Genomic DNA, 18,673 nt, shown 5'->3' with positions numbered 1-18,673 from the left:
ATTTTTTGTCTACCCAATTGCAAAAAAGGGTGGTACAATTCGCGTCCCTTTAAAGAGGCAGCCCGACCCGAGAGGGTCTAGTTTTTAATATTTAGCGGAGCACTAACAATGATCCAAATGCAAAGTACACTTGACGCTGCAGATAACTCTGGCGCGCGCAAGGTAATGTGTATTAAGGTTCTGGGTGGCTCACACCGTCGTTATGCACATATCGGAGACGTCATCAAAGTTACTGTGAAGGAAGCAATTCCTCGCGGTAAAGTAAAAAAAGGTGATGTTCTGAAGGCGGTAGTAGTTCGCACCCGTAAAGGCGTTCGTCGTCCAGACGGTTCTGTCATTCGCTTCGACCGTAATGCTTGTGTATTGTTGAACGACACTACTGAGCAACCAGTCGGCACTCGTATCTTTGGCCCAGTGACTCGTGAACTTCGTAATGCGAAATTCATGAAGATTGTTTCACTGGCTCCAGAAGTACTATAAGGAGCACTTAAATGGCAGCTAAAATCCGTCGTAACGACGAAGTAATCGTTCTTGCTGGTAAAGATAAAGGCAAGAAAGGTAAAGTAACTAAGGTTCTAGCAACCGGTAAAGTTATCGTTGAAGGTATCAACCTTGTTAAGAAACACCAGAAGCCTGTACCGGCAATGGGTGTTCAAGGTGGTATCGTAGAGCAAGAAGCAGCAATTGATGCTTCAAACATTGCAATCTACAACGCAGCTACTGGTAAAGCAGACCGTATCGGTTTCCGTTTCGAAGATGGCAAGAAAGTTCGTTTCTTCAAGTCTAATAACGAAATCGTTTCTAACTAAGAATAGAGTAATTTGGAGTGAACTATGGCGAAACTGCATGATTACTACAAGTCGTCTGTAGTCGCTGAACTGACCAAAGAGTTCAGCTACACAAGCGTCATGCAAGTCCCTAGAATCGAAAAGATCACCCTTAACATGGGTGTGGGTGAAGCAATCAATGATAAGAAGCTTCTAGAAAACGCAGCATCTGATATGGCAACGATCTCTGGTCAAAAGCCACTTATCACTAAAGCGCGTAAATCTGTTGCAGGCTTTAAAATCCGTGAAGGCTACCCAATCGGTTGTAAAGTAACCTTGCGTGGCGAACGTATGTGGGATTTCCTTGAGCGTTTGATTAACATCGCTCTACCACGTGTACGTGACTTCCGTGGTGTTAGCGCTAAGTCTTTTGACGGACGCGGTAACTACAGCATGGGCGTTCGCGAGCAAATCATCTTCCCGGAAATCGACTTTGATAAAGTTGATCGCGTTCGTGGTCTTGATATTACTATCACGACTTCTTCGAACACCGATGAGGAAGGCCGAGCTCTGCTGGCTGCCTTTAACTTCCCATTCCGTAAGTAAGGTGAAGGGTTACTGTTATGGCTAAACAATCTATGAAGGCACGTGAAACAAAACGTGCAAAGCTAGTAGCAAAATTCGCTGAAAAGCGTCGTGCGCTAAAAATCACTATCAGTGATGTTAACGCATCTGAAGAAGAGCGTTGGGACGCAGTACTTAAACTGCAATCTCTTCCACGTGATTCAAGTGCATCACGTCAGCGTAACCGTTGCAACCAAACTGGTCGTCCACACGGTTACCTACGTAAGTTCGGTCTTAGCCGTATTAAGGTTCGTGAAGCTTGCATGAAAGGCGAGATTCCGGGTCTTCGTAAGGCTAGCTGGTAAGTGCCACTTAATCATTTGGAGTATAACGTATGAGCATGCAAGATCCGATTTCGGATATGCTGACCCGCATTCGTAACGGTCAGGCAGCAAACAAAGTTGCTGTAAAAATGCCTTCTTCAAAGCTTAAAGTTGCAATTGCTACTTTGCTGAAAAACGAAGGTTACATCACAGACTTCGCTGTAGAAAGCGGAGCAAAACCAGAGCTAGAAGTTACTCTTAAGTACTTCCAAGCAAAACCAGTAATCGAGCAAATCCAACGTGTTTCTCGTCCAGGTCTGCGTGTCTATAAGAATAAAGACAGCCTTCCTTCAGTGATGGGTGGTTTGGGTATTGCTGTAGTGTCCACTTCCAAAGGTCTTATGTCTGACCGCGCCGCTCGCAAAGCGGGTCTTGGTGGTGAGATCATCTGCTACGTAGCTTAAGGAGTAGAATATGTCTCGTGTTGCTAAAGCACCTGTCGCTATTCCAGCTGGAGTAGAGGTGAAGATTAACGGTCAAGAAGTTACTGTGAAAGGCCCTAAGGGTGAACTTTCTCGCGTTTTCAACAACGCAGTAGTAGTTTCTCAGGAAGATAACAACCTAACTTTCGGTCCACGTGAAGGTGTAGCTGGTGCTTGGGCACAAGCTGGTACTGCTCGTGCACTTGTAAACAACATGGTTGTTGGTGTTACTGAAGGCTTTACAAAGAAACTGATCCTTAAGGGTGTTGGTTACCGTGCTGCTATTAAAGGCAACGCTGTAAACCTAACTCTAGGTTTCTCTCACCCAGTTGAGCACGCTGTGCCAGCGGGTATTAAAGCTGAATGTCCTAGCCAAACTGAAATCGTACTAACTGGTGCTGATAAGCAACTAGTTGGTCAGGTTGCGGCTGACATTCGTTCTTACCGTGAGCCTGAGCCTTATAAAGGCAAAGGTGTTCGTTACGCAGATGAATATGTGCGTACCAAAGAAGCTAAGAAGAAGTAAGGTAACACTATGGATAAGAAAGCATCTCGCATCCGTCGTGCTACACGTGCACGTCGTAAGATTGCTGAACTTCGTGTGAACCGTCTAGTAGTACACCGTACTCCTCGTCATGTGTATGCACAGGTTATTGCACCAAACGGCTCTGAGGTTATCGCAGCGGCTTCTACTGTAGAAAAAGCGATCCGTGAGCAAGTTAAGAGCACTGGTAACGTTGACGCTGCTAAAGCTGTAGGTAAAGCTATTGCTGAGCGCGCTATCGAAAAAGGCATTTCAAATGTTGCTTTCGATCGTTCTGGTTTTCAATACCACGGTCGAGTAGCGGCGCTAGCAGATTCTGCTCGCGAAGCTGGTCTGAAATTCTAAGGTAGGGTTGATCGATGGCTAAAGAACAACAACAAGCTTCAGATTTGGCAGAAAAACTAATCGCCGTTAACCGCGTTGCTAAGACGGTTAAAGGTGGTCGAATCTTTAGTTTCACTGCACTAACAGTAGTTGGTGACGGTAACGGTCGCGTAGGTTTCGGTTACGGCAAAGCTCGTGAAGTACCTGCAGCGATTCAAAAAGCAATGGAAAAAGCACGTCGTAACATGGTTACTATCGCGCTTAATGAGGGTACTCTTCACCACGCGGTGAAAGGTCGTCACACTGGCTCTAAAGTTTACATGCAGCCAGCTGCGGAAGGTACTGGTATCATCGCCGGCGGTGCGATGCGTGCAGTACTTGAAGTTGTAGGTGTTCACAACGTACTAGCGAAAGCGTACGGTTCAACGAACCCTATCAACGTAGTTCGCGCGACTATTGATGGTTTGAGCGGCATGAAATCTCCAGAGATGATAGCTGCTAAACGTGGTCTAACTGTTGAAAATATTTCGGAGTAAGCACCATGGCAACTATTAAAGTAACTCAAACTAAAAGCTCAATCGGTCGTCTACCTAAGCACAAACTGTGCTTACGTGGTCTTGGCCTTCGTCGCATCAACCACACAGTAGAACTTGAAGATACGCCTGCAGTACGCGGCATGATCAACAAGGTTTACTACATGGTTAAAGTTGAGGAGTAATCAGAAATGCGTTTGAATACTCTATCACCGGCTGCGGGTTCTAAGCCTTCTAAGAAGCGCGTAGGTCGTGGTATCGGTTCTGGTCTTGGCAAAACAGCCGGCCGTGGCCATAAAGGTCAAAAGTCTCGCTCTGGCGGCAGTGTTCGTCCAGGTTTTGAAGGCGGTCAAATGCCTTTGAAACAGCGTCTACCTAAGTTCGGTTTCACTTCTCGTAAGAGCCTAGTGACTGCTGAAGTTCGTCTAGCTGAGCTAGCGAAAGTAACTGGTGACGTTGTAGATCTTAACAGCCTTAAAGCTGCTAACGTAATCACTAAGAACATCGAATTTGTAAAAGTTGTTCTTTCTGGTGACATTAACAAAGCTGTGACTGTTAAAGGTCTTCGCGTAACTAAAGGCGCTAAAGCTGCTATTGAAGCTGCCGGCGGTAAAATCGAAGAATAATCTTCGAGGGAAAGGTACAGATGGCTAAAAAACCAGGACAAGATTTTAGTAGTGCAAAAAGTGGCGTAGCGGAACTGAAAACACGCCTTCTATTCGTATTAGGCGCGTTGTTAGTGTTTCGTGCGGGTTCTTTTGTGCCGATCCCTGGTATTGACGCGGCTGTACTTGCCCAACTGTTAGAACAGCAGCAGGGCACCATCGTTGAAATGTTTAACATGTTCTCCGGTGGTGCACTTGAGCGTGCATCTATCTTGGCCCTTGGTATCATGCCGTATATTTCGGCATCGATTGTGGTCCAATTGCTAACTGTGGTTCATCCCGCTCTAGCCGAGCTTAAAAAAGAGGGTGAAGCTGGCCGTCGTAAGATCAGTCAGTACACACGTTATGGCACGCTTGTACTTGCAACATTCCAAGCTATCGGTATAGCAACAGGCTTACCGAACATGGTCGACAATCTGGTTGTTATCAACCAAACCATGTTCACCCTGATTGCAACCGTGAGTTTAGTAACCGGTACCATGTTCTTAATGTGGTTAGGTGAACAAATTACAGAGCGCGGAATTGGTAACGGTATATCGTTAATCATCTTTGCAGGTATTGTTGCAGGATTGCCTTCGGCAATTGGTTCGACAATTGAGCAGGCGCGTCAAGGTGAATTGCACGTACTTCTTCTATTGTTGATTGCAGTTTTAGCATTTGCTGTTATCTACTTTGTTGTATTCATGGAACGTGGTCAGCGTCGTATCGTCGTTAACTACGCCAAGCGTCAACAAGGTCGTAAGGTATTTGCAGCGCAGAGTTCTCACTTGCCATTGAAAATAAACATGGCTGGTGTTATCCCTGCGATATTTGCATCAAGTATTATTTTGTTCCCAGGAACATTAGCACAGTGGTTCGGTCAGAACGGCGAGAGTGCAACATTCGGTTGGTTAACTGATGTTTCACTTGCATTAAGCCCGGGTCAGCCTCTGTACGTAATGCTTTATGCATCAGCAATCATCTTTTTCTGCTTCTTCTACACGGCGTTGGTTTTCAACCCGCGTGAAACAGCAGATAATTTGAAGAAGTCTGGTGCTTTCGTACCCGGCATCCGCCCAGGAGAGCAGACAGCAAGATACATCGATAAAGTAATGACTAGACTAACCCTAGCGGGTGCTCTATATATTACCTTTATCTGTCTGATTCCCGAGTTCATGATGGTCATGTGGAACGTACGTTTCTACTTTGGCGGCACATCACTACTAATCGTAGTTGTTGTAATCATGGATTTCATGGCACAGGTACAGACTCATCTGATGTCACAACAGTATGATTCTGTGTTGAAGAAAGCAAATCTGAAGGGCTACGGCCGTTAATTCGGTCTTAGTTCCAGATTTCATTTACGGAGTTTAGCAATGAAAGTTCGTGCTTCCGTTAAAAAAATCTGCCGTAACTGTAAGGTTATCAAGCGCAACGGTGTTGTGCGTGTAATCTGCAGTGAGCCAAAGCACAAACAGCGCCAAGGCTAATTAGCAGAATTTTTTACTTGAAAAACAGGGTAGGTTCGAGTATATTCCTCGGCCTACCTTTTGCGTGCAAAAGAAGTAGTATGCCGCAGCGTATCCTCGACGGGCTTTGCTGCGGATAATTCTTTACATAAGTACTAGGAGTGAATAGTGGCCCGTATAGCAGGCATTAACATTCCTGATCATAAGCATTCTGTAATTGCATTAACTGCAATCTACGGTATTGGTAAAACCCGTTCTCAAGCTATCCTAGCTGAAGTGGGTATTGCTGAAAATGCTAAGATCAGTGAACTAACTGAAGAGCAGATCGATCAACTGCGTGATGGTGTAGCTAAATACACTGTAGAAGGTGATCTACGTCGTGAAGTATCGATGAACATCAAGCGTCTTATGGACCTTGGCTGTTACCGCGGTCTTCGTCATCGTCGCAGTCTACCACTACGTGGACAGCGTACTAAAACCAACGCTCGCACCCGTAAGGGTCCGCGCAAGCCGATCAAAAAATAATCGGATAAGGTAGAGAGTACAATGGCAAAACAACCAACTCGCGCACGTAAACGCGTTCGCAAGCAAGTAGCTGATGGCGTAGCGCACATTCATGCTTCTTTCAACAACACAATCGTAACCATCACTGACCGTCAAGGTAACGCACTAGCTTGGGCTACTGCAGGTGGTTCAGGTTTCCGTGGTTCTCGTAAGTCAACTCCGTTCGCAGCTCAGGTTGCAGCAGAGCGCGCTGGCGAAATGGCTAAAGAATATGGCCTAAAGAACTTGGAAGTTATGGTTAAGGGCCCTGGTCCTGGTCGTGAGTCAACTATCCGTGCACTAAACGCAGCTGGATACCGCATCACTAACATCGTTGATGCAACTCCGATCCCTCATAACGGTTGTCGTCCACCTAAGAAACGTCGCGTTTAAGTTTCGTTTCTAGGAATATTGGAGAAAGAACATGGCTAGATATTTGGGTCCTAAGCTGAAGCTTAGCCGTCGCGAAGGTACTGACTTATTCCTTAAGTCTGGTGTCCGTGCGATCGATACCAAGTGTAAAATTGATAACGCACCAGGTGTACACGGCGCTCGTCGCGGTCGTCTATCTGAATATGGCGTTCAGCTTCGTGAGAAGCAAAAAGTTCGTCGTACATACGGCGTTCTAGAAAAACAATTCCGTAACTACTACAAAGAAGCTGCACGCCTTAAAGGCAACACAGGTGAAAACCTGCTTCAGCTTCTTGAAGGTCGTCTTGATAACGTAGTTTACCGCATGGGCTTTGGCGCAACTCGCGCAGAAGCACGTCAGCTAGTTAGCCACAAAGCTATCTTAGTTAACGGTAAAGTTGTAAACGTTCCTTCATTCAAAGTAGCGGCAAATGACGTTGTTTCTATTCGTGAGAAAGCTAAACAGCAATCTCGCATTAAGGCGGCTCTAGAAGTTGCTGAACAACGCGAAAAGTCAACTTGGATTGAAGTAGATGGCAGCAAAATGGAAGGCACGTTCAAGCGTTTACCAGAACGTTCTGATCTGTCTGCTGACATCAACGAACACCTGATCGTCGAACTTTACTCTAAGTAAGGTTTAAACTAAAGAGAGGACACAATGCAGGGTTCTGTAACAGAATTTCTTAAGCCACGTCTCGTTGATATCGAACAGATTAACACGACACACGCAAAAGTAACTCTTGAGCCATTAGAGCGTGGTTTCGGCCATACTCTTGGTAATGCACTTCGCCGTATTCTTCTATCTTCTATGCCGGGTTGTGCCGTAACAGAAGTAGAGATTGAAGGTGTGCTACACGAATACAGCACTAAAGAAGGCGTTCAAGAAGACATTCTTGAGATCCTACTAAACCTTAAAGGTTTGGCTGTACGCGTAGCGGAAGGCAAAGATGAAGTGTTTATTACACTGAACAAATCAGGCTCAGGCCCTGTGGTTGCAGGTGACATCACCCATGATGGTGATGTAGAGATCGCTAACCCTGAGCACGTTATTTGTCACCTAACGGATGACAACGCTGAGATCGCTATGCGTATCAAAGTTGAACGTGGTCGTGGTTATGTTCCAGCTTCAGCTCGCATCCATACTGAAGAAGATGAGCGCCCAATCGGTCGCCTACTTGTTGATGCTACATACAGCCCAGTAGACAAAATTGCCTACTCTGTAGAAGCAGCACGTGTAGAGCAACGTACTGATTTGGATAAGCTTGTTATCGATATGGAAACGAACGGCACTCTTGAACCGGAAGAAGCTATCCGTCGTGCAGCAACTATTCTTGCTGAACAATTGGATGCGTTCGTAGATCTTCGTGATGTACGAGTTCCAGAGAAAGAAGAAGAGAAGCCGGAGTTCGATCCTATCCTACTTCGTCCTGTAGACGATCTTGAGCTAACAGTTCGCTCTGCCAACTGTCTAAAAGCAGAAGCGATTCACTACATTGGTGATCTTGTTCAGCGTACTGAAGTGGAGCTTCTTAAAACCCCTAACCTTGGTAAGAAATCACTTACTGAGATTAAGGATGTGCTTGCTTCTCGCGGCTTGTCTCTAGGTATGCGCCTAGAAAACTGGCCACCAGCGTCAATCGCTGAAGATTAATCAATATTAGTTAGAAGGATTAGGTCATGCGCCATCGTAAGAGTGGTCGTCAACTCAACCGCAACAGCTCACATCGCAAAGCGATGTTCAGCAATATGGCTAGCTCTCTTGTACGTCATGAAGTTATCAAGACTACATTGCCAAAAGCAAAAGAGCTACGTCGCGTAGTTGAGCCTTTGATTACATTAGCTAAGACTGACAGTGTTGCTAACCGTCGTCTAGCATTTGCTCGCACTCGTGATAACGAAGTTGTGGCAAAACTATTTAACGAACTAGGTCCACGTTTTGCTACCCGTCAGGGTGGTTACACACGTATCCTAAAAGCTGGCTTCCGTGCTGGTGATAAAGCTCCAATGGCTTACATTGAGCTTGTAGATCGCCCAGCTGCTGAAGAAGCTGCTGAGTAATAGTTCAGTTAGAACTGAAAAGCCGGGCATCTGCCCGGCTTTTTTGTGTCTGCAATTTGAGAATGAATACCTTGTTAGCTTGCCCTGACTATAGTCGAATAGCCCATTCATATAGTCTTAGCGACAAGGCTTATGTTAGATAGCCTCTATCCCCACAAACTCGTTAAAGAACCTAATAACCCACTACTTGCGCCCTCTGAGGTCAGGTACTGTATGATAATGGGTGCAAATTGCGATACCAAAACCGGATCGATTCCCAACCCTTCAAAGGTCCTCTTCACTGAATCCATATCGGTAATCATCGACGTCAAACCGGTTGAACCGGTAAAACTGTTTAGCCCTGGAATTAAAGAGCTTAGTTCACTGGAATTCTCATCCGATAATTGTGTTTGAGCCAAAGACAGTAAAGCACCCGCACCACCTGCCGCTTGGGTTGGAGTAACATCCAGCTCACTAGAAAGTAGATCTGCGAGGGGTGTACTTTGCGCTGTATTAAGCTGTTCGCCTATCTGGGAAGTAAGCGCAGACATATCTGGTTGTTTCTCTTCATCATCATCTGAACCAAATAGTCCAAACAAAGCATAACTTGGTGTACTTAAAACCAAGGCACCAATTAAGGTAGATACAGCTAATCCCTTCATTCCGTATTCCTCTTTATTTTAGGTTTCTTAAGTCTAGGAAAAGAATGAACGCTTTGCTGAGTTTGCTTGAATGAATTGGCAATAAAAAACGGCGCTTAGTACGCCGTTTTTCTTGTATGACTCGAAATGAGATTACTGGTTTAATGCTTGCTCTAGGTCAGCGAGGATATCGTCAATGTGCTCGATACCAACCGATAAACGAATCATCTCTGGACTTACACCTGCATTTTTTTGTTCAACCTCCGTCAGCTGACGGTGTGTTGTCGATGCAGGGTGACAAGCAAGGGACTTCGCATCACCGATGTTAACTAAGCGCTTGAAGATCTGCAAAGCGTCATAGAACTTAACTCCTGCCTCGTAACCATCTTTCAAGCCAAATGAAAGGATACTGGATGGCTTACCCTGCATGTATTTCTGAGATAGAGCGTAAAACTCTGAATCGACAAGTCCTGCGTAACTCACCCAGCTGACTTTTGGATGCTGTTGTAGGTAGTTTGCAACCTTAATAGCGTTCTCGCAATGACGCTCCATGCGCAATGAGAGTGTCTCGAGACCCTGCATTAACATGAAGGCATTCATAGGAGACAAAGCCGACCCCGTATTTCGTAGTGGAACCGTACGAGCACGGCCAATAAATGCCGCTTCACCAAAGGCTTCTGCATACACCACGCCGTGGTAAGAAGGCTCTGGTTGGTTGAATACTGGGAATCTGTCCTTGTGTTGCGCCCAAGGGAACTTACCTGAGTCGATGATCATACCGCCCAAAGTCGTGCCGTGACCACCTACGTATTTCGTCAATGAATGAACTACGATATCGGCGCCATGCTCGATCGGTTTGCATATTGCAGGAGTCGCGACCGTATTGTCTACGATGACAGGAACACCTTGCTGGTGTGCTAGCGTGGAGATGGCTTCAAGATCGGCGATGTTACCTGCAGGATTACCAATGGACTCACAGTAAACGGCTTTGGTTTTGTCGTCTATTAGCGCCGCTAGGGTTTCTGGCTTATCATCTGCTGCGAATCTGACCTCAATACCTAAGCTTGGGAACATGTGGGCAAACAGGGTATAGGTGCCACCGTACAACTGTGGCGTCGAAACTATGTTATCGCCTGCTTGTGCCAATGTGAGCACTGCGTAATGTATTGCAGAGCTTCCCGCACTCACCGCAAGACCTGCGATACCGCCTTCTAGTGCCGCCATGCGCTTTTCTAATACATCATTAGTTGGGTTCATGATTCGGGTATAGATATTACCCGGAACGGCTAGATCAAAGAGATCAGCACCATGCTGAGCATCATCGAATTCATAGGCTACGGTTTGATAAATCGGGGTAGCACAAGATTTAGTGGTTGGGTCGGTTTCGTATCCATGATGGATCGCTAGAGTTTCGTCTTTCATCTGCTTATTCCTATCCTTGTGGAAGAAATAAGATGCCATGTTTTGATGGGGTTCGACAAGAGGGGCTGTGTCGCGTTTTTGAATATAGAGTTTGCATAAAAAAAGGCTTTTCCCTAGAGAAAAGCCTTTCTAAACATAGTGTTTGTAAGAATTACAGGATAGCCAGTAGTTCTACTTCAAATACTAGTGCAGCAAACGGAGGGATTGCAGCGCCAGCGCCACGCTCACCGTATGCAAGATCTTGAGGAATGTATAGCTTCCACTTAGAACCAACAGGCATTAGTTGAAGAGCTTCAACCCAACCTTTGATAACGCCAGTTACTGGGAACTCAGCAGGTTGACCGCGAGATACAGAGCTGTCGAATACAGTACCGTCAGTTAGCTCACCGTGGTAGTGAACACGTACTTGTGCGTCAGAAGTTGGAACTTCACCAGTACCTTCAGTCAGTACTTCGTATTGAAGACCAGACTCAAGAACCGTTACTTCAGAACGAAGAGCGTTGTCTGTAAGGAACGCTTCACCGTCTGCAGCTGCTACTTTAGCTTGCTCTGCACGTGCAGATTCAACACGAGTGTGAAGCTCTTGAAGTGCGTTGTTGATCTCGTCAACTTCGATTGCTGGCATGCCGCCAGTTAGAGCTGTTGCGATACCTGCAGCGATAGCGTCAACGTTAAGGCCTTCAAGACCGCTGCCAGCAAGTTGCTGACCCATTTGTAGACCGATACCGTAGCTTGCTTTTTGCTCTACAGTTTCGAATTGAACTTCAGACATAATTGTCACTCTCAGTTTTTTGATATAAAGGCGCAAGCATACCAGTTCTGACCTGCGTTGAAAATTGCTCCTATAAATGCGGGTCAAATTTTATATAAATATTTCAGGGTCTCTTGATCTTTTGGCCACCAAGTTTGTAAAAAGCAAGTCAGCCAACACTGGAGTAGCTCCCAATTTCAGTTAAATTTCGTTCAATTCTGTTTCATAGAGAGAGTCGGGTGTGTTCATTGAGCGGTTTTTTTTATATCCTGATAGAAATGGATAAGTCGGAGTGATATGGGATGAATCGACGTACCCGCTCTAAGAGACACACAGAAGTATTATTAGACACGTGGAACCAAATAGAGTGGAAAGCACTGCCTTCAAAGATTAAAGGTGGAGTGACTTCGTTACCGAAATTACATCGCAGGGCGTTGATGATCATAGTACCTGTTACCTTGATCCTTGTTTTTATGCCAACCCCCAAGATCACTTCAGGGATTGAAGCTGGCACGCCCATCAACGAGAGGGTATCAGTACCCATTAACACTCGTGGTTTGAGTGAGCAATCAGTCAGCGCAACCACGACCACAACAAGCGTTGCCGTGGCAGGTGAAGAACCAGTTAAAGAGCAATGGATCGAGTATGAGGTGAAAGCAGGCGACACCTTAGCCAATGTGTTTCGTGAAAACAGCCTTGCCATGACCGATTTGAATGCCTTGGCAAAGATTGAGGGCATTGATAAACCCCTCAGTCAGATTAAGCAGGGACAGCTTGTACGATTCAAGCGAGATGCAGAAGGTCGCCTAGACATTCTTCAGCTTGAGCGTTCTGGTGATTCAGTGATGTTCTTCAGATTGTCAGATGGTGGATTCGGTCGTAGTAAGTAACTACTTACTACGCTTTTCTTCGCATATCTATATGCGGAATGCCATCCTCAAGATAAGGGGCTGAAAAAGCCTCAAAACCATGTCTTTTATAAAACTGCTCTAAATGCGCTTGAGCGCCAATCTCAATGGCTTGACTGGGCCACAGGTACAGACACTCTGCTACCGCCTTCTCCATCAAGCTGTGCCCAAGCTTTAACTCTCTCACTGATGGACAAACTACCACTCTACCTATGCTAGTTGCCGGGTAAGATAATCCAGCAGGTATGAGGCGAGCACCAGCAACCACACGCTCGTCAATGAGACCGATGAGATGCTTAACCCCATCAAGTAAGTCTTTGCTGTCTAGCTCTGGGTAAGCACACTCTTGCTCGACAACAAAGACATCGACACGAAGCTTTAATACTTGGTAGAGAAGTCGGTTGTCTATTTCGTCAAACGAAAGCAGTTTCCATTCAATCATGTAAGTAAGTACCCATTTACTAAAAGTGTGGCCATTCCCAATAGGTTATCACAACTCATCAGCGATTTGAGATAGAGTCGCTATGTCTATTTTTAAGTCAATTAAGTAATAACAGATAAAAATATAGAATTTCCAGTTATAAATTGAACGCTGCATAATCAAGCGTAATCTCATTAACAGGATGTTAGTATGCTCGACACAGTTGTTCCTCTTACCCCGCGCTCGGCGATTGACTCTAAATTGCCTTATACCGCCCTTAGAAAAGGGGAAGTTGCATTAGTTGGAGCAGGTCCTGGTGACCCTGAACTATTAACGATCAAAGCGCTCAATATGCTGAGACAGGCTGAAGTTATCCTGTACGACTATCTCGTATCAGATGAGATCATGTCGTTAGTTTCTAGCGACGCTATTCTTGTTTGTGTGGGTAAGCGAGCCGGCGCTCACAGTGTTCCACAACATAAAACCAATCAACTGCTGGTCGACTTTGCCAAACAAGGCTATCGCGTTGTGAGGATTAAAGGCGGCGATCCCTTTGTCTTTGGCCGAGGTGCAGAGGAGCTTGAGATCTTGGTCGATAATGGTGTGAGTTTTCAAGTGGTGCCAGGCATTACTGCCGCCTCTGGCGCCACCGCTTATGCAGGCATCCCTCTTACACATAGAGATTACGCGCAGTCAGCTCTATTTGTCACAGGCCACCTCAAAGATGAAGACTCGAGTGTTGATTGGTCTACTTTAGCGAGAAAGAACCAAACCCTAGTCATCTACATGGGGTTAATGAAGTCTGGTTTTATTGAAAAGCAGCTTCAGCAACATGGCAGGGCAGAAGATACCCCAATCGCGATTATTGAGCGTGGTACACAGTCTTCGCAGAAGGTCATCTATGGCAAGCTTTCAGAGTTAAGTGAGCTGTCTACACAGGCCGCATCGCCAGCGCTTATTGTGATAGGAGAGGTGGTTGCTCTAGGGAAGAAATTAGAGTGGTTTAATAAAGACAGTGAGCACAGCCAAGAGTTGGCCTATGTATAATAAAAAGGCCTGAGTAGTAACGACTCAGGCCCTTAAAATGGGTTAGAAGAATTAATCTTCGTAAGCCTCTAATGAGACACCATTAAGAAGGTACCCCGTTTGAGCTAACTCGTGCTCTATAGTTTGCGCTTTTAACTCACCCACTACATACACCACGTCCCATAACTCTTGTACAGGAGCCCCACTTGGGAACTTCACGTAGATGATTTGGTTTGGCGGTGGTGGTGGTACGTGAATACAAGCACCAAAGTAAGGAACGAGCAGAAACTCAGTCACCTGATTTGCATCACCTTCCAGTGGGATTACAAATCCCGGAATCTTGACTTGGCTACCATCAAGTTCTGTACGCACCGAACCCACCATAGATTGCGCTTCTGCATTAGTCCCGTCGTGATTTGAGGCAGATGGCATTCCCTGAATATCAAATTGAGCGCGCTCACTTTCAGGAACCAGATCAATCCAGTTCAGCTGAAGTGGTTCAGCATGGGCTGCAATGTTAAACATTGCTAGCGCTGCAGTAGCAAGCCATAGGGCTATTTTTCTCATAACTTCTCTCTTAAATTCGAATTGTCATGCCATCAGCAAGTGACTGACGATATGCCCTAAATGCTGGAATAAATCCGATGACGACTCCGGCTCCTAGCACTAGGCCAATCAATGTCCACTCATGGGTGGTCAGCATATTCAACTCAATACTTATACCATAAAGTTGCTGCACTATGGGTTGTAGTATTAATAACAAAGCGTAAAGTCCTACGACACCCGTCGCAATACCGGCCATAGTTAGCGCTGTTGCCTCACTGACTAGCAAGACAAAGATGTGGCGAGGTCGCGCCCCCATGGCTCTTAATATAGCCATTTCTCTACGGCGTTCTTGTAAGCTGGTTAACAAGCTACTTAGCATACCCAGTAGACCTGCGATAACCACAAAGCCTGATACCGCCAGTAAGGCTTGCTCTGCAACAGACATCATGCCCCAAAGTTCATGTAAGGCAATGCCAGGGAGTATCGCACTCAGAGGCTCTTTGTTGTACGTGTTAATTTGTCGCTGCAGAGTAAAGGTTTGTATCTTAGATTTTAACCCCAGCATGAAGGCGGTAATTTCTTTAGGCTGAAAATCAATCTTCTCTAGCACTTCAGCTCCGGGGTTACCCCCCATGTTCGTGCCTGATTCCCACCCCACATGAATCGCTTCAATAGCCTCTAAAGAGACATGTACCGTTTTATCTACAGGCGTCCCTGTCGGCGCTAATATGCCGACCACTTTGAATGGAAGGTTGTCGTGCCTTGCAAAGCCAACGTCGGCTATGCCGTGGGCGATGATGATCTCTGTACCTACTTCGTAGCCCAGAGTCTTAGCAACATCTGCTCCAATGGTTGCTTCAAAAAGACCATTGAATGGCTTACCTGCACTGAGCTCTAGGTGTTGTTTCTTGCCGTATTTGTAGTGATCAAAATAGGCTTGGGTGGTGCCCATTACCCTAAAACCCTTGTGGGAATCGCCAAGTGAGATAGGGATAGCCCAGTCTACGGCAGGGTTGTTGCTGAATTCTTCATAGCTCTTCCAATCGATATTATTGGTGGCATTACCAATACGAAAGACGGAGTAGAGTAGTAGGTTTACTTGTCCTGAGCGAGCACCCACTATCAAGTCAGTGCCAGAGATAGTGTTAGCAAAGCTGTTTTTAGCTTGGGTACGAATACGTTCTACGCCAAGGAGTAATATGACGGAGATTGCCACTGTTAAAATGGTGAGAAAGGCTGTGGTCTTTCGGTTTGATAGGCTTTTCCAAGCTAAATGCGCGGTCGCGTTCATTAATTTAAGGCTCCGGTTTTAACTAGGTTGATATCTTGCAAGTTGATACCCGTATCGAACAGTTTTTCAAGCGTTGGGTCATGGCTAACAAAAACCAGTGTTGAGTTAGCTTGCTCTGCCTGCTCCATAAGTAGCTCGATAAAAGCGGTTCGGTTTGCATAATCGAGCGCAGAGGTTGGTTCATCGGCAATGATCAGCTGTGGCTTGCCAATGAGTGCGCGCGCCGCTGCGACACGTTGTTGCTGTCCAATACTCAACTCAACTACAGGCTTATTCAATAGCTCTTCAGCTAGATGAAGTCGCAACAACAGCTCGCGGCCCTGCTGCTTAAGATCTCCGTCTACAGCATTTTTCCTTTGCTTAGAAAAATGGCAAGGAAGCACCACATTATCAATCACAGATAAATAAGGGAGTAGGTTAAATTGCTGGAAAATATAACCAATGTTATCGGCACGGAATCTATCTCTTTGAGTTTGAGATAGGGAAGATAACTCAGTGTCCAACACTTTGAGAGAGCCACTTTCACAAGAGGCAATACCTGTCAGAAGGCTAAGCAGTGTCGATTTACCGCAACCACTTGGACCCTTGATAAACACATGCTCTCCTCTATTTACCTTGAGTTTCGGTATATCTAGGGTTGGCGTTGGGTTATCTGGCCATGAAAAGCGAACATCTTGCAGTTCGATAACGGTGTCTATTTGAGAGTGTTCGGTCACTATGTTTCCTATATCAATCTGTTGAAAAGTGACAGGAGATGGCCACCACCTGAGTAGCGGCCATTTTTTGATTAAAGCTTGATAACAGTGTTGCCTTTGGTGAGTTCCGTAGCAATCTGTGCAGAGTCGGTTAGCAGGTTAACACGAATCGTCTGCGTGCCACTGAATAGCTTGAACCAGTCGCTATCAATCTCGGTAAGTTTGCTGACATCTTTACATTGGTACTGATACGCAATGTTGAATTCACCGTGGCCACCACTATGGTCATGCGAGTCATGATGATCGCCGTGATCATGTTCAGAATGGTCGTGCGTGTCGTGGTCATGATGCTCGTGCTCATCAGCATGTTTATCATGGTCGTGTGAGTCATGGTCATGTCCATCATGATGATCAGCATGATCGTCATGATCGTGACCTTCATGATCAGAGTGGTCATGACCTTCATCACCACCGAGAGTATGTGAGACTTGTGCAGTGGAAAGCTCACAGCCTGCTGCTGAGCTCATTTTTAAGATAGAGTCAGCTGCATTGAGTTGAGTAAGTGCTTTTTCCAGAGCTTGGCGCTGCTCATCGTTGCTTGGTGCGTGCTCAAATCCAACCACGTCTGCACCTGGAGCAAGAATTTCCACAAGAAGGTCTCGGCCATCTTGAGCAATGTTAAACTCAACACTGCCGTGAACGTGAGCACTATGTTGACGGAAGTTTTCTTCAGCATGAACTGAAACGGAGGCTACCGCTAGCGTTACAGCGCTTAGGGTGAATAGTGGCTTAACAGCTTTTATCATTGTTCTAATTACCTAAAGAAGTAGAAACGACGCATTCTAGCGTCGAAATCTTTCAATCATATTTCTCTGCTATCTCTAACCCTAACCAATTGCGTTGGAGCCAGTTAACAGAACTCAGACAGTCAAGCTTCTAAAAAGTTTGAGTTTTATAGGTTTTCCCTAACTAAAGTGATCACTTGTTGTATCTCTTCAGCGGTTAACTCACCCTCTTTAGCCCAAAGGATATTGCCGTTGTTATCTTGAACCGCAATCAACGAGGTCTTTGGTTCAAGATCCCAGGCTTTAGCCACTGCGCCATTTTCATCTAACACGATTGAGGAGTGCGGGAATTCAATTTTGCTGTCCTCTGCACTCGACTTTACAAATGAGCTAGTACCCCAAATGGCATCGTCTTGATTGACTATGGTTGTGGTTTGGTATTTATCCTGTGGGAAGTCGGCTTGGACGATTGCATCTATCATTGGCTTATTTAAAGCCTTAGCTGCAGAGCGACCGGCAATAGCTTGTATTACGCGCGTCTTACCCACCATGCTTGCTGAATCCCACTGATGATATGTTATATCATCATTTTTTACCATCGCTTCCCCATGACCAGCAACGCTCACCATTGGAGCTTTCTCTCCGGTGGTTAGATTCAGTGCCCATGAAGACAAAGGTAGAGTCATTCCCAGAACTGCGATTAAGTGTTTTGCTTTCATATATCTTCCGTTGTTGTGCTACACGCGATAGTTGGCTTTAAGTATATGTTAAATAGATTATTTCACACTTAACACTAGTCGTTTTGTGGTGGGAAACAAACTCCCGTTCCACCAATTCCGCAATAACCATTGGGATTTTTGGCTAAATATTGCTGGTGGTATTCCTCTGCAAGGTAGTAAGGGCCAGCTGTTGCGATCTCTGTGGTAATAGAAGGTTTACCTGATTGAGCTAATAGCTGTTGATAGGCCGTTTGCGACTCTTTTGCTGTATTCATTTGCTCATCGCTGTAGGTGTAAATAGCAGAGCGATATTGAGTGCCTCTGTCATTACCTTGACGCATCCCTTGAGTGGGGTCGTGCTTTTCCCAAAATACTTGCAGTATCGTCGTTAAAGAAACCTGACTTGGATCGAAGATGACACGCACGATTTCGGTATGACCCGTTTGCCCAGAACAGACCTCTTCATAGGTTGGATTGGGCGTATAACCACCGGCATAACCGACGGATGTAGAGACAACCCCAGGGATATTCCAGAAAAGACGCTCCGCTCCCCAAAAACATCCCAAACCGAGTAATATTTGCTGGCAACTTTTTGCTGGTGGCATGGTCAAATCTGTGTGGTTTACAAAGTGTTGTCCCGACTCAAGGATGGGATTATCACGACCGGGTAGTGCATCTTCCTTTGAAATCAGGATTTGTTTGTCAAACATGTGGCCTCCTAGCGAAAGTAAGTGATTTTTTAAATTTTTTATCATGGATCAATCCTTTATACTATTTAGTCGCTCCCTTGGGGAATTTTTCTGGCTACACACCTCTGTTTCGTTACA

At 45.7% G+C, this 18,673-nt stretch carries 29 protein-coding genes; 19 read left to right on the top strand and 10 right to left on the bottom strand.

The genetic code is table 11. From position 1 onward, the window contains the following. The first annotated feature begins 108 nt into the window (after positions 1–108). The 17 genes from rplN to rplQ all read left to right on the top strand — a co-directional run bounded on the left by rplN (position 109) and on the right by rplQ (position 8,662). The gene (gene rplN, locus OCU35_RS12030; protein WP_017029093.1) at positions 109–480 is read left to right on the top strand and encodes a 50S ribosomal protein L14; all 372 of its coding nucleotides are present in this window, start codon (positions 109–111) and stop codon (positions 478–480) included. Between the two features lie 11 nt (positions 481–491). Beyond that, entirely contained in the window at positions 492–809 is a 318-nt protein-coding gene (gene rplX, locus OCU35_RS12025; protein ID WP_017029092.1) for a 50S ribosomal protein L24, read from the top strand. A gap of 24 nt (positions 810–833) precedes the next feature. Next, complete coding sequence (gene rplE, locus OCU35_RS12020) at positions 834–1,373, top strand: 50S ribosomal protein L5 (protein WP_017029091.1); 540 nt, start codon at positions 834–836, stop codon at positions 1,371–1,373. 17 nt (positions 1,374–1,390) lie between these two features. Continuing rightward, complete coding sequence (rpsN, locus tag OCU35_RS12015) at positions 1,391–1,696, top strand: 30S ribosomal protein S14 (RefSeq protein ID WP_017029090.1); 306 nt, start codon at positions 1,391–1,393, stop codon at positions 1,694–1,696. A 29-nt stretch (positions 1,697–1,725) separates the two neighbouring features. After that, the gene (gene rpsH / locus OCU35_RS12010) at positions 1,726–2,118 is read left to right on the top strand and encodes a 30S ribosomal protein S8 (protein ID WP_017029089.1); all 393 of its coding nucleotides are present in this window, start codon (positions 1,726–1,728) and stop codon (positions 2,116–2,118) included. 10 nt (positions 2,119–2,128) lie between these two features. Beyond that, positions 2,129–2,662 carry a 50S ribosomal protein L6 gene (rplF, locus tag OCU35_RS12005; RefSeq protein WP_017029088.1) on the top strand — a complete coding sequence of 178 codons (534 nt, stop codon included), beginning with the start codon at positions 2,129–2,131 and terminating at the stop codon, positions 2,660–2,662. Between the two features lie 9 nt (positions 2,663–2,671). Continuing rightward, on the top strand, positions 2,672–3,025 hold the full coding sequence (gene rplR, locus OCU35_RS12000) for a 50S ribosomal protein L18 (RefSeq protein WP_017029087.1): 354 nt from the start codon (positions 2,672–2,674) through the stop codon (positions 3,023–3,025). A gap of 14 nt (positions 3,026–3,039) precedes the next feature. Further along, positions 3,040–3,540, top strand: a complete 501-nt coding sequence (gene rpsE, locus OCU35_RS11995) for a 30S ribosomal protein S5 (RefSeq protein ID WP_017029086.1) — start codon at positions 3,040–3,042, stop codon at positions 3,538–3,540. Between the two features lie 5 nt (positions 3,541–3,545). Next, positions 3,546–3,722 (top strand): 50S ribosomal protein L30, encoded by a 177-nt coding sequence (gene rpmD, locus OCU35_RS11990; RefSeq protein ID WP_017029085.1) that lies wholly within the window; start codon positions 3,546–3,548, stop codon positions 3,720–3,722. A 6-nt stretch (positions 3,723–3,728) separates the two neighbouring features. After that, a complete protein-coding gene (gene rplO, locus OCU35_RS11985; RefSeq protein WP_017029083.1) occupies positions 3,729–4,163 on the top strand; it encodes a 50S ribosomal protein L15 in 435 nt (144 codons plus the stop codon). A gap of 20 nt (positions 4,164–4,183) precedes the next feature. Beyond that, a complete protein-coding gene (secY, locus tag OCU35_RS11980; protein ID WP_017029082.1) occupies positions 4,184–5,518 on the top strand; it encodes a preprotein translocase subunit SecY in 1,335 nt (444 codons plus the stop codon). 39 nt (positions 5,519–5,557) lie between these two features. Then, positions 5,558–5,671 (top strand): 50S ribosomal protein L36, encoded by a 114-nt coding sequence (rpmJ, locus tag OCU35_RS11975; RefSeq protein ID WP_000868186.1) that lies wholly within the window; start codon positions 5,558–5,560, stop codon positions 5,669–5,671. A gap of 147 nt (positions 5,672–5,818) precedes the next feature. Continuing rightward, on the top strand, positions 5,819–6,175 hold the full coding sequence (rpsM, locus tag OCU35_RS11970; RefSeq protein WP_017029081.1) for a 30S ribosomal protein S13: 357 nt from the start codon (positions 5,819–5,821) through the stop codon (positions 6,173–6,175). A gap of 21 nt (positions 6,176–6,196) precedes the next feature. After that, the gene (gene rpsK, locus OCU35_RS11965; RefSeq protein ID WP_004398450.1) at positions 6,197–6,586 is read left to right on the top strand and encodes a 30S ribosomal protein S11; all 390 of its coding nucleotides are present in this window, start codon (positions 6,197–6,199) and stop codon (positions 6,584–6,586) included. Between the two features lie 31 nt (positions 6,587–6,617). After that, entirely contained in the window at positions 6,618–7,238 is a 621-nt protein-coding gene (gene rpsD, locus OCU35_RS11960; protein WP_017029080.1) for a 30S ribosomal protein S4, read from the top strand. Positions 7,239–7,262: 24 nt separating this feature from the next. Then, positions 7,263–8,255, top strand: a complete 993-nt coding sequence (locus tag OCU35_RS11955; RefSeq protein ID WP_017029079.1) for a DNA-directed RNA polymerase subunit alpha — start codon at positions 7,263–7,265, stop codon at positions 8,253–8,255. Positions 8,256–8,281: 26 nt separating this feature from the next. Continuing rightward, positions 8,282–8,662 (top strand): 50S ribosomal protein L17, encoded by a 381-nt coding sequence (gene rplQ, locus OCU35_RS11950; protein WP_017029078.1) that lies wholly within the window; start codon positions 8,282–8,284, stop codon positions 8,660–8,662. A gap of 146 nt (positions 8,663–8,808) precedes the next feature. On the opposite strand, the gene OCU35_RS11945 is transcribed toward rplQ, so the two are convergent. The 3 genes from OCU35_RS11945 to OCU35_RS11935 form a co-directional block, all read right to left on the bottom strand. Next, complete coding sequence (locus OCU35_RS11945) at positions 8,809–9,303, bottom strand: DUF2780 domain-containing protein (RefSeq protein WP_261825415.1); 495 nt, start codon at positions 9,301–9,303, stop codon at positions 8,809–8,811. A gap of 132 nt (positions 9,304–9,435) precedes the next feature. After that, positions 9,436–10,704, bottom strand: a complete 1,269-nt coding sequence (locus OCU35_RS11940) for an O-acetylhomoserine aminocarboxypropyltransferase/cysteine synthase family protein (RefSeq protein WP_261825414.1) — start codon at positions 10,702–10,704, stop codon at positions 9,436–9,438. Between the two features lie 151 nt (positions 10,705–10,855). Beyond that, positions 10,856–11,476: an FKBP-type peptidyl-prolyl cis-trans isomerase gene (locus tag OCU35_RS11935; RefSeq protein WP_017029075.1), complete on the bottom strand. Its 621-nt coding sequence runs from the start codon at positions 11,474–11,476 to the stop codon at positions 10,856–10,858. Positions 11,477–11,757: 281 nt separating this feature from the next. Here OCU35_RS11935 and OCU35_RS11930 point away from each other — a divergent pair, with 281 nt between their 5' ends. After that, the gene (locus tag OCU35_RS11930) at positions 11,758–12,345 is read left to right on the top strand and encodes a LysM-like peptidoglycan-binding domain-containing protein (protein ID WP_017029074.1); all 588 of its coding nucleotides are present in this window, start codon (positions 11,758–11,760) and stop codon (positions 12,343–12,345) included. A gap of 7 nt (positions 12,346–12,352) precedes the next feature. On the opposite strand, the gene OCU35_RS11925 is transcribed toward OCU35_RS11930, so the two are convergent. Beyond that, entirely contained in the window at positions 12,353–12,805 is a 453-nt protein-coding gene (locus tag OCU35_RS11925; protein ID WP_261825413.1) for a GNAT family N-acetyltransferase, read from the bottom strand. A gap of 189 nt (positions 12,806–12,994) precedes the next feature. Between OCU35_RS11925 and cobA the strand changes: the two genes are divergently transcribed. After that, positions 12,995–13,831 (top strand): uroporphyrinogen-III C-methyltransferase, encoded by an 837-nt coding sequence (gene cobA / locus OCU35_RS11920; protein WP_261825412.1) that lies wholly within the window; start codon positions 12,995–12,997, stop codon positions 13,829–13,831. A gap of 51 nt (positions 13,832–13,882) precedes the next feature. Here cobA and OCU35_RS11915 read toward each other — a convergent pair whose 3' ends face one another. The 6 genes from OCU35_RS11915 to msrA all read right to left on the bottom strand — a co-directional run bounded on the left by OCU35_RS11915 (position 13,883) and on the right by msrA (position 18,556). Then, positions 13,883–14,377: a DUF3299 domain-containing protein gene (locus OCU35_RS11915; RefSeq protein ID WP_102446192.1), complete on the bottom strand. Its 495-nt coding sequence runs from the start codon at positions 14,375–14,377 to the stop codon at positions 13,883–13,885. A 10-nt stretch (positions 14,378–14,387) separates the two neighbouring features. Next, a complete protein-coding gene (locus tag OCU35_RS11910) occupies positions 14,388–15,647 on the bottom strand; it encodes an ABC transporter permease (RefSeq protein ID WP_102555731.1) in 1,260 nt (419 codons plus the stop codon). Beyond that, complete coding sequence (locus OCU35_RS11905; RefSeq protein ID WP_102489774.1) at positions 15,647–16,363, bottom strand: ABC transporter ATP-binding protein; 717 nt, start codon at positions 16,361–16,363, stop codon at positions 15,647–15,649. Before OCU35_RS11905 ends, OCU35_RS11910 begins: the two co-directional genes overlap by 1 nt. A 71-nt stretch (positions 16,364–16,434) precedes the next feature. Next, on the bottom strand, positions 16,435–17,148 hold the full coding sequence (gene zrgA, locus OCU35_RS11900; protein ID WP_261825411.1) for a zinc uptake protein ZrgA: 714 nt from the start codon (positions 17,146–17,148) through the stop codon (positions 16,435–16,437). Between the two features lie 146 nt (positions 17,149–17,294). Beyond that, entirely contained in the window at positions 17,295–17,846 is a 552-nt protein-coding gene (locus OCU35_RS11895) for a YtfJ family protein (protein ID WP_065209424.1), read from the bottom strand. A 74-nt stretch (positions 17,847–17,920) separates the two neighbouring features. Continuing rightward, positions 17,921–18,556, bottom strand: a complete 636-nt coding sequence (gene msrA, locus OCU35_RS11890) for a peptide-methionine (S)-S-oxide reductase MsrA (protein WP_261825410.1) — start codon at positions 18,554–18,556, stop codon at positions 17,921–17,923. Between the last annotated feature and the right edge of the window lie 117 nt (positions 18,557–18,673).

It is taken from the genome of Vibrio breoganii (genome assembly GCF_024346795.1).
Classification (GTDB): domain Bacteria; phylum Pseudomonadota; class Gammaproteobacteria; order Enterobacterales; family Vibrionaceae; genus Vibrio; species Vibrio breoganii.
This window is presented reverse-complemented; position numbering and strand designations above follow the sequence as displayed.

Excerpts from the sequence above, each read along its gene's own strand:
- rpsD (WP_017029080.1), top strand. The coding sequence starts at position 6,618 with ATGGCTAGATATTTGGGTCCTAAGCTGAAGCTTAGCCGTCGCGAAGGT.
- rpsK (WP_004398450.1), top strand. The coding sequence starts at position 6,197 with ATGGCAAAACAACCAACTCGCGCACGTAAACGCGTTCGCAAGCAAGTA.
- OCU35_RS11930 (WP_017029074.1), top strand. The coding sequence starts at position 11,758 with ATGAATCGACGTACCCGCTCTAAGAGACACACAGAAGTATTATTAGAC.
- rpmD (WP_017029085.1), top strand. The coding sequence starts at position 3,546 with ATGGCAACTATTAAAGTAACTCAAACTAAAAGCTCAATCGGTCGTCTA.
- secY (WP_017029082.1), top strand. The coding sequence starts at position 4,184 with ATGGCTAAAAAACCAGGACAAGATTTTAGTAGTGCAAAAAGTGGCGTA.
- msrA (WP_261825410.1), bottom strand. The coding sequence starts at position 18,556 with ATGTTTGACAAACAAATCCTGATTTCAAAGGAAGATGCACTACCCGGT.
- rplN (WP_017029093.1), top strand. The coding sequence starts at position 109 with ATGATCCAAATGCAAAGTACACTTGACGCTGCAGATAACTCTGGCGCG.
- OCU35_RS11955 (WP_017029079.1), top strand. The coding sequence starts at position 7,263 with ATGCAGGGTTCTGTAACAGAATTTCTTAAGCCACGTCTCGTTGATATC.
- rplE (WP_017029091.1), top strand. The coding sequence starts at position 834 with ATGGCGAAACTGCATGATTACTACAAGTCGTCTGTAGTCGCTGAACTG.
- rplR (WP_017029087.1), top strand. The coding sequence starts at position 2,672 with ATGGATAAGAAAGCATCTCGCATCCGTCGTGCTACACGTGCACGTCGT.
- rplF (WP_017029088.1), top strand. The coding sequence starts at position 2,129 with ATGTCTCGTGTTGCTAAAGCACCTGTCGCTATTCCAGCTGGAGTAGAG.
- rpsN (WP_017029090.1), top strand. The coding sequence starts at position 1,391 with ATGGCTAAACAATCTATGAAGGCACGTGAAACAAAACGTGCAAAGCTA.
- zrgA (WP_261825411.1), bottom strand. The coding sequence starts at position 17,148 with ATGATAAAAGCTGTTAAGCCACTATTCACCCTAAGCGCTGTAACGCTA.
- rpsH (WP_017029089.1), top strand. The coding sequence starts at position 1,726 with ATGAGCATGCAAGATCCGATTTCGGATATGCTGACCCGCATTCGTAAC.
- OCU35_RS11940 (WP_261825414.1), bottom strand. The coding sequence starts at position 10,704 with ATGAAAGACGAAACTCTAGCGATCCATCATGGATACGAAACCGACCCA.
- rpsE (WP_017029086.1), top strand. The coding sequence starts at position 3,040 with ATGGCTAAAGAACAACAACAAGCTTCAGATTTGGCAGAAAAACTAATC.
- OCU35_RS11910 (WP_102555731.1), bottom strand. The coding sequence starts at position 15,647 with ATGAACGCGACCGCGCATTTAGCTTGGAAAAGCCTATCAAACCGAAAG.
- OCU35_RS11915 (WP_102446192.1), bottom strand. The coding sequence starts at position 14,377 with ATGAGAAAAATAGCCCTATGGCTTGCTACTGCAGCGCTAGCAATGTTT.
- rplX (WP_017029092.1), top strand. The coding sequence starts at position 492 with ATGGCAGCTAAAATCCGTCGTAACGACGAAGTAATCGTTCTTGCTGGT.
- rplQ (WP_017029078.1), top strand. The coding sequence starts at position 8,282 with ATGCGCCATCGTAAGAGTGGTCGTCAACTCAACCGCAACAGCTCACAT.
- OCU35_RS11925 (WP_261825413.1), bottom strand. The coding sequence starts at position 12,805 with ATGATTGAATGGAAACTGCTTTCGTTTGACGAAATAGACAACCGACTT.
- OCU35_RS11895 (WP_065209424.1), bottom strand. The coding sequence starts at position 17,846 with ATGAAAGCAAAACACTTAATCGCAGTTCTGGGAATGACTCTACCTTTG.
- rpmJ (WP_000868186.1), top strand. The coding sequence starts at position 5,558 with ATGAAAGTTCGTGCTTCCGTTAAAAAAATCTGCCGTAACTGTAAGGTT.
- OCU35_RS11945 (WP_261825415.1), bottom strand. The coding sequence starts at position 9,303 with ATGAAGGGATTAGCTGTATCTACCTTAATTGGTGCCTTGGTTTTAAGT.
- rplO (WP_017029083.1), top strand. The coding sequence starts at position 3,729 with ATGCGTTTGAATACTCTATCACCGGCTGCGGGTTCTAAGCCTTCTAAG.
- OCU35_RS11935 (WP_017029075.1), bottom strand. The coding sequence starts at position 11,476 with ATGTCTGAAGTTCAATTCGAAACTGTAGAGCAAAAAGCAAGCTACGGT.
- cobA (WP_261825412.1), top strand. The coding sequence starts at position 12,995 with ATGCTCGACACAGTTGTTCCTCTTACCCCGCGCTCGGCGATTGACTCT.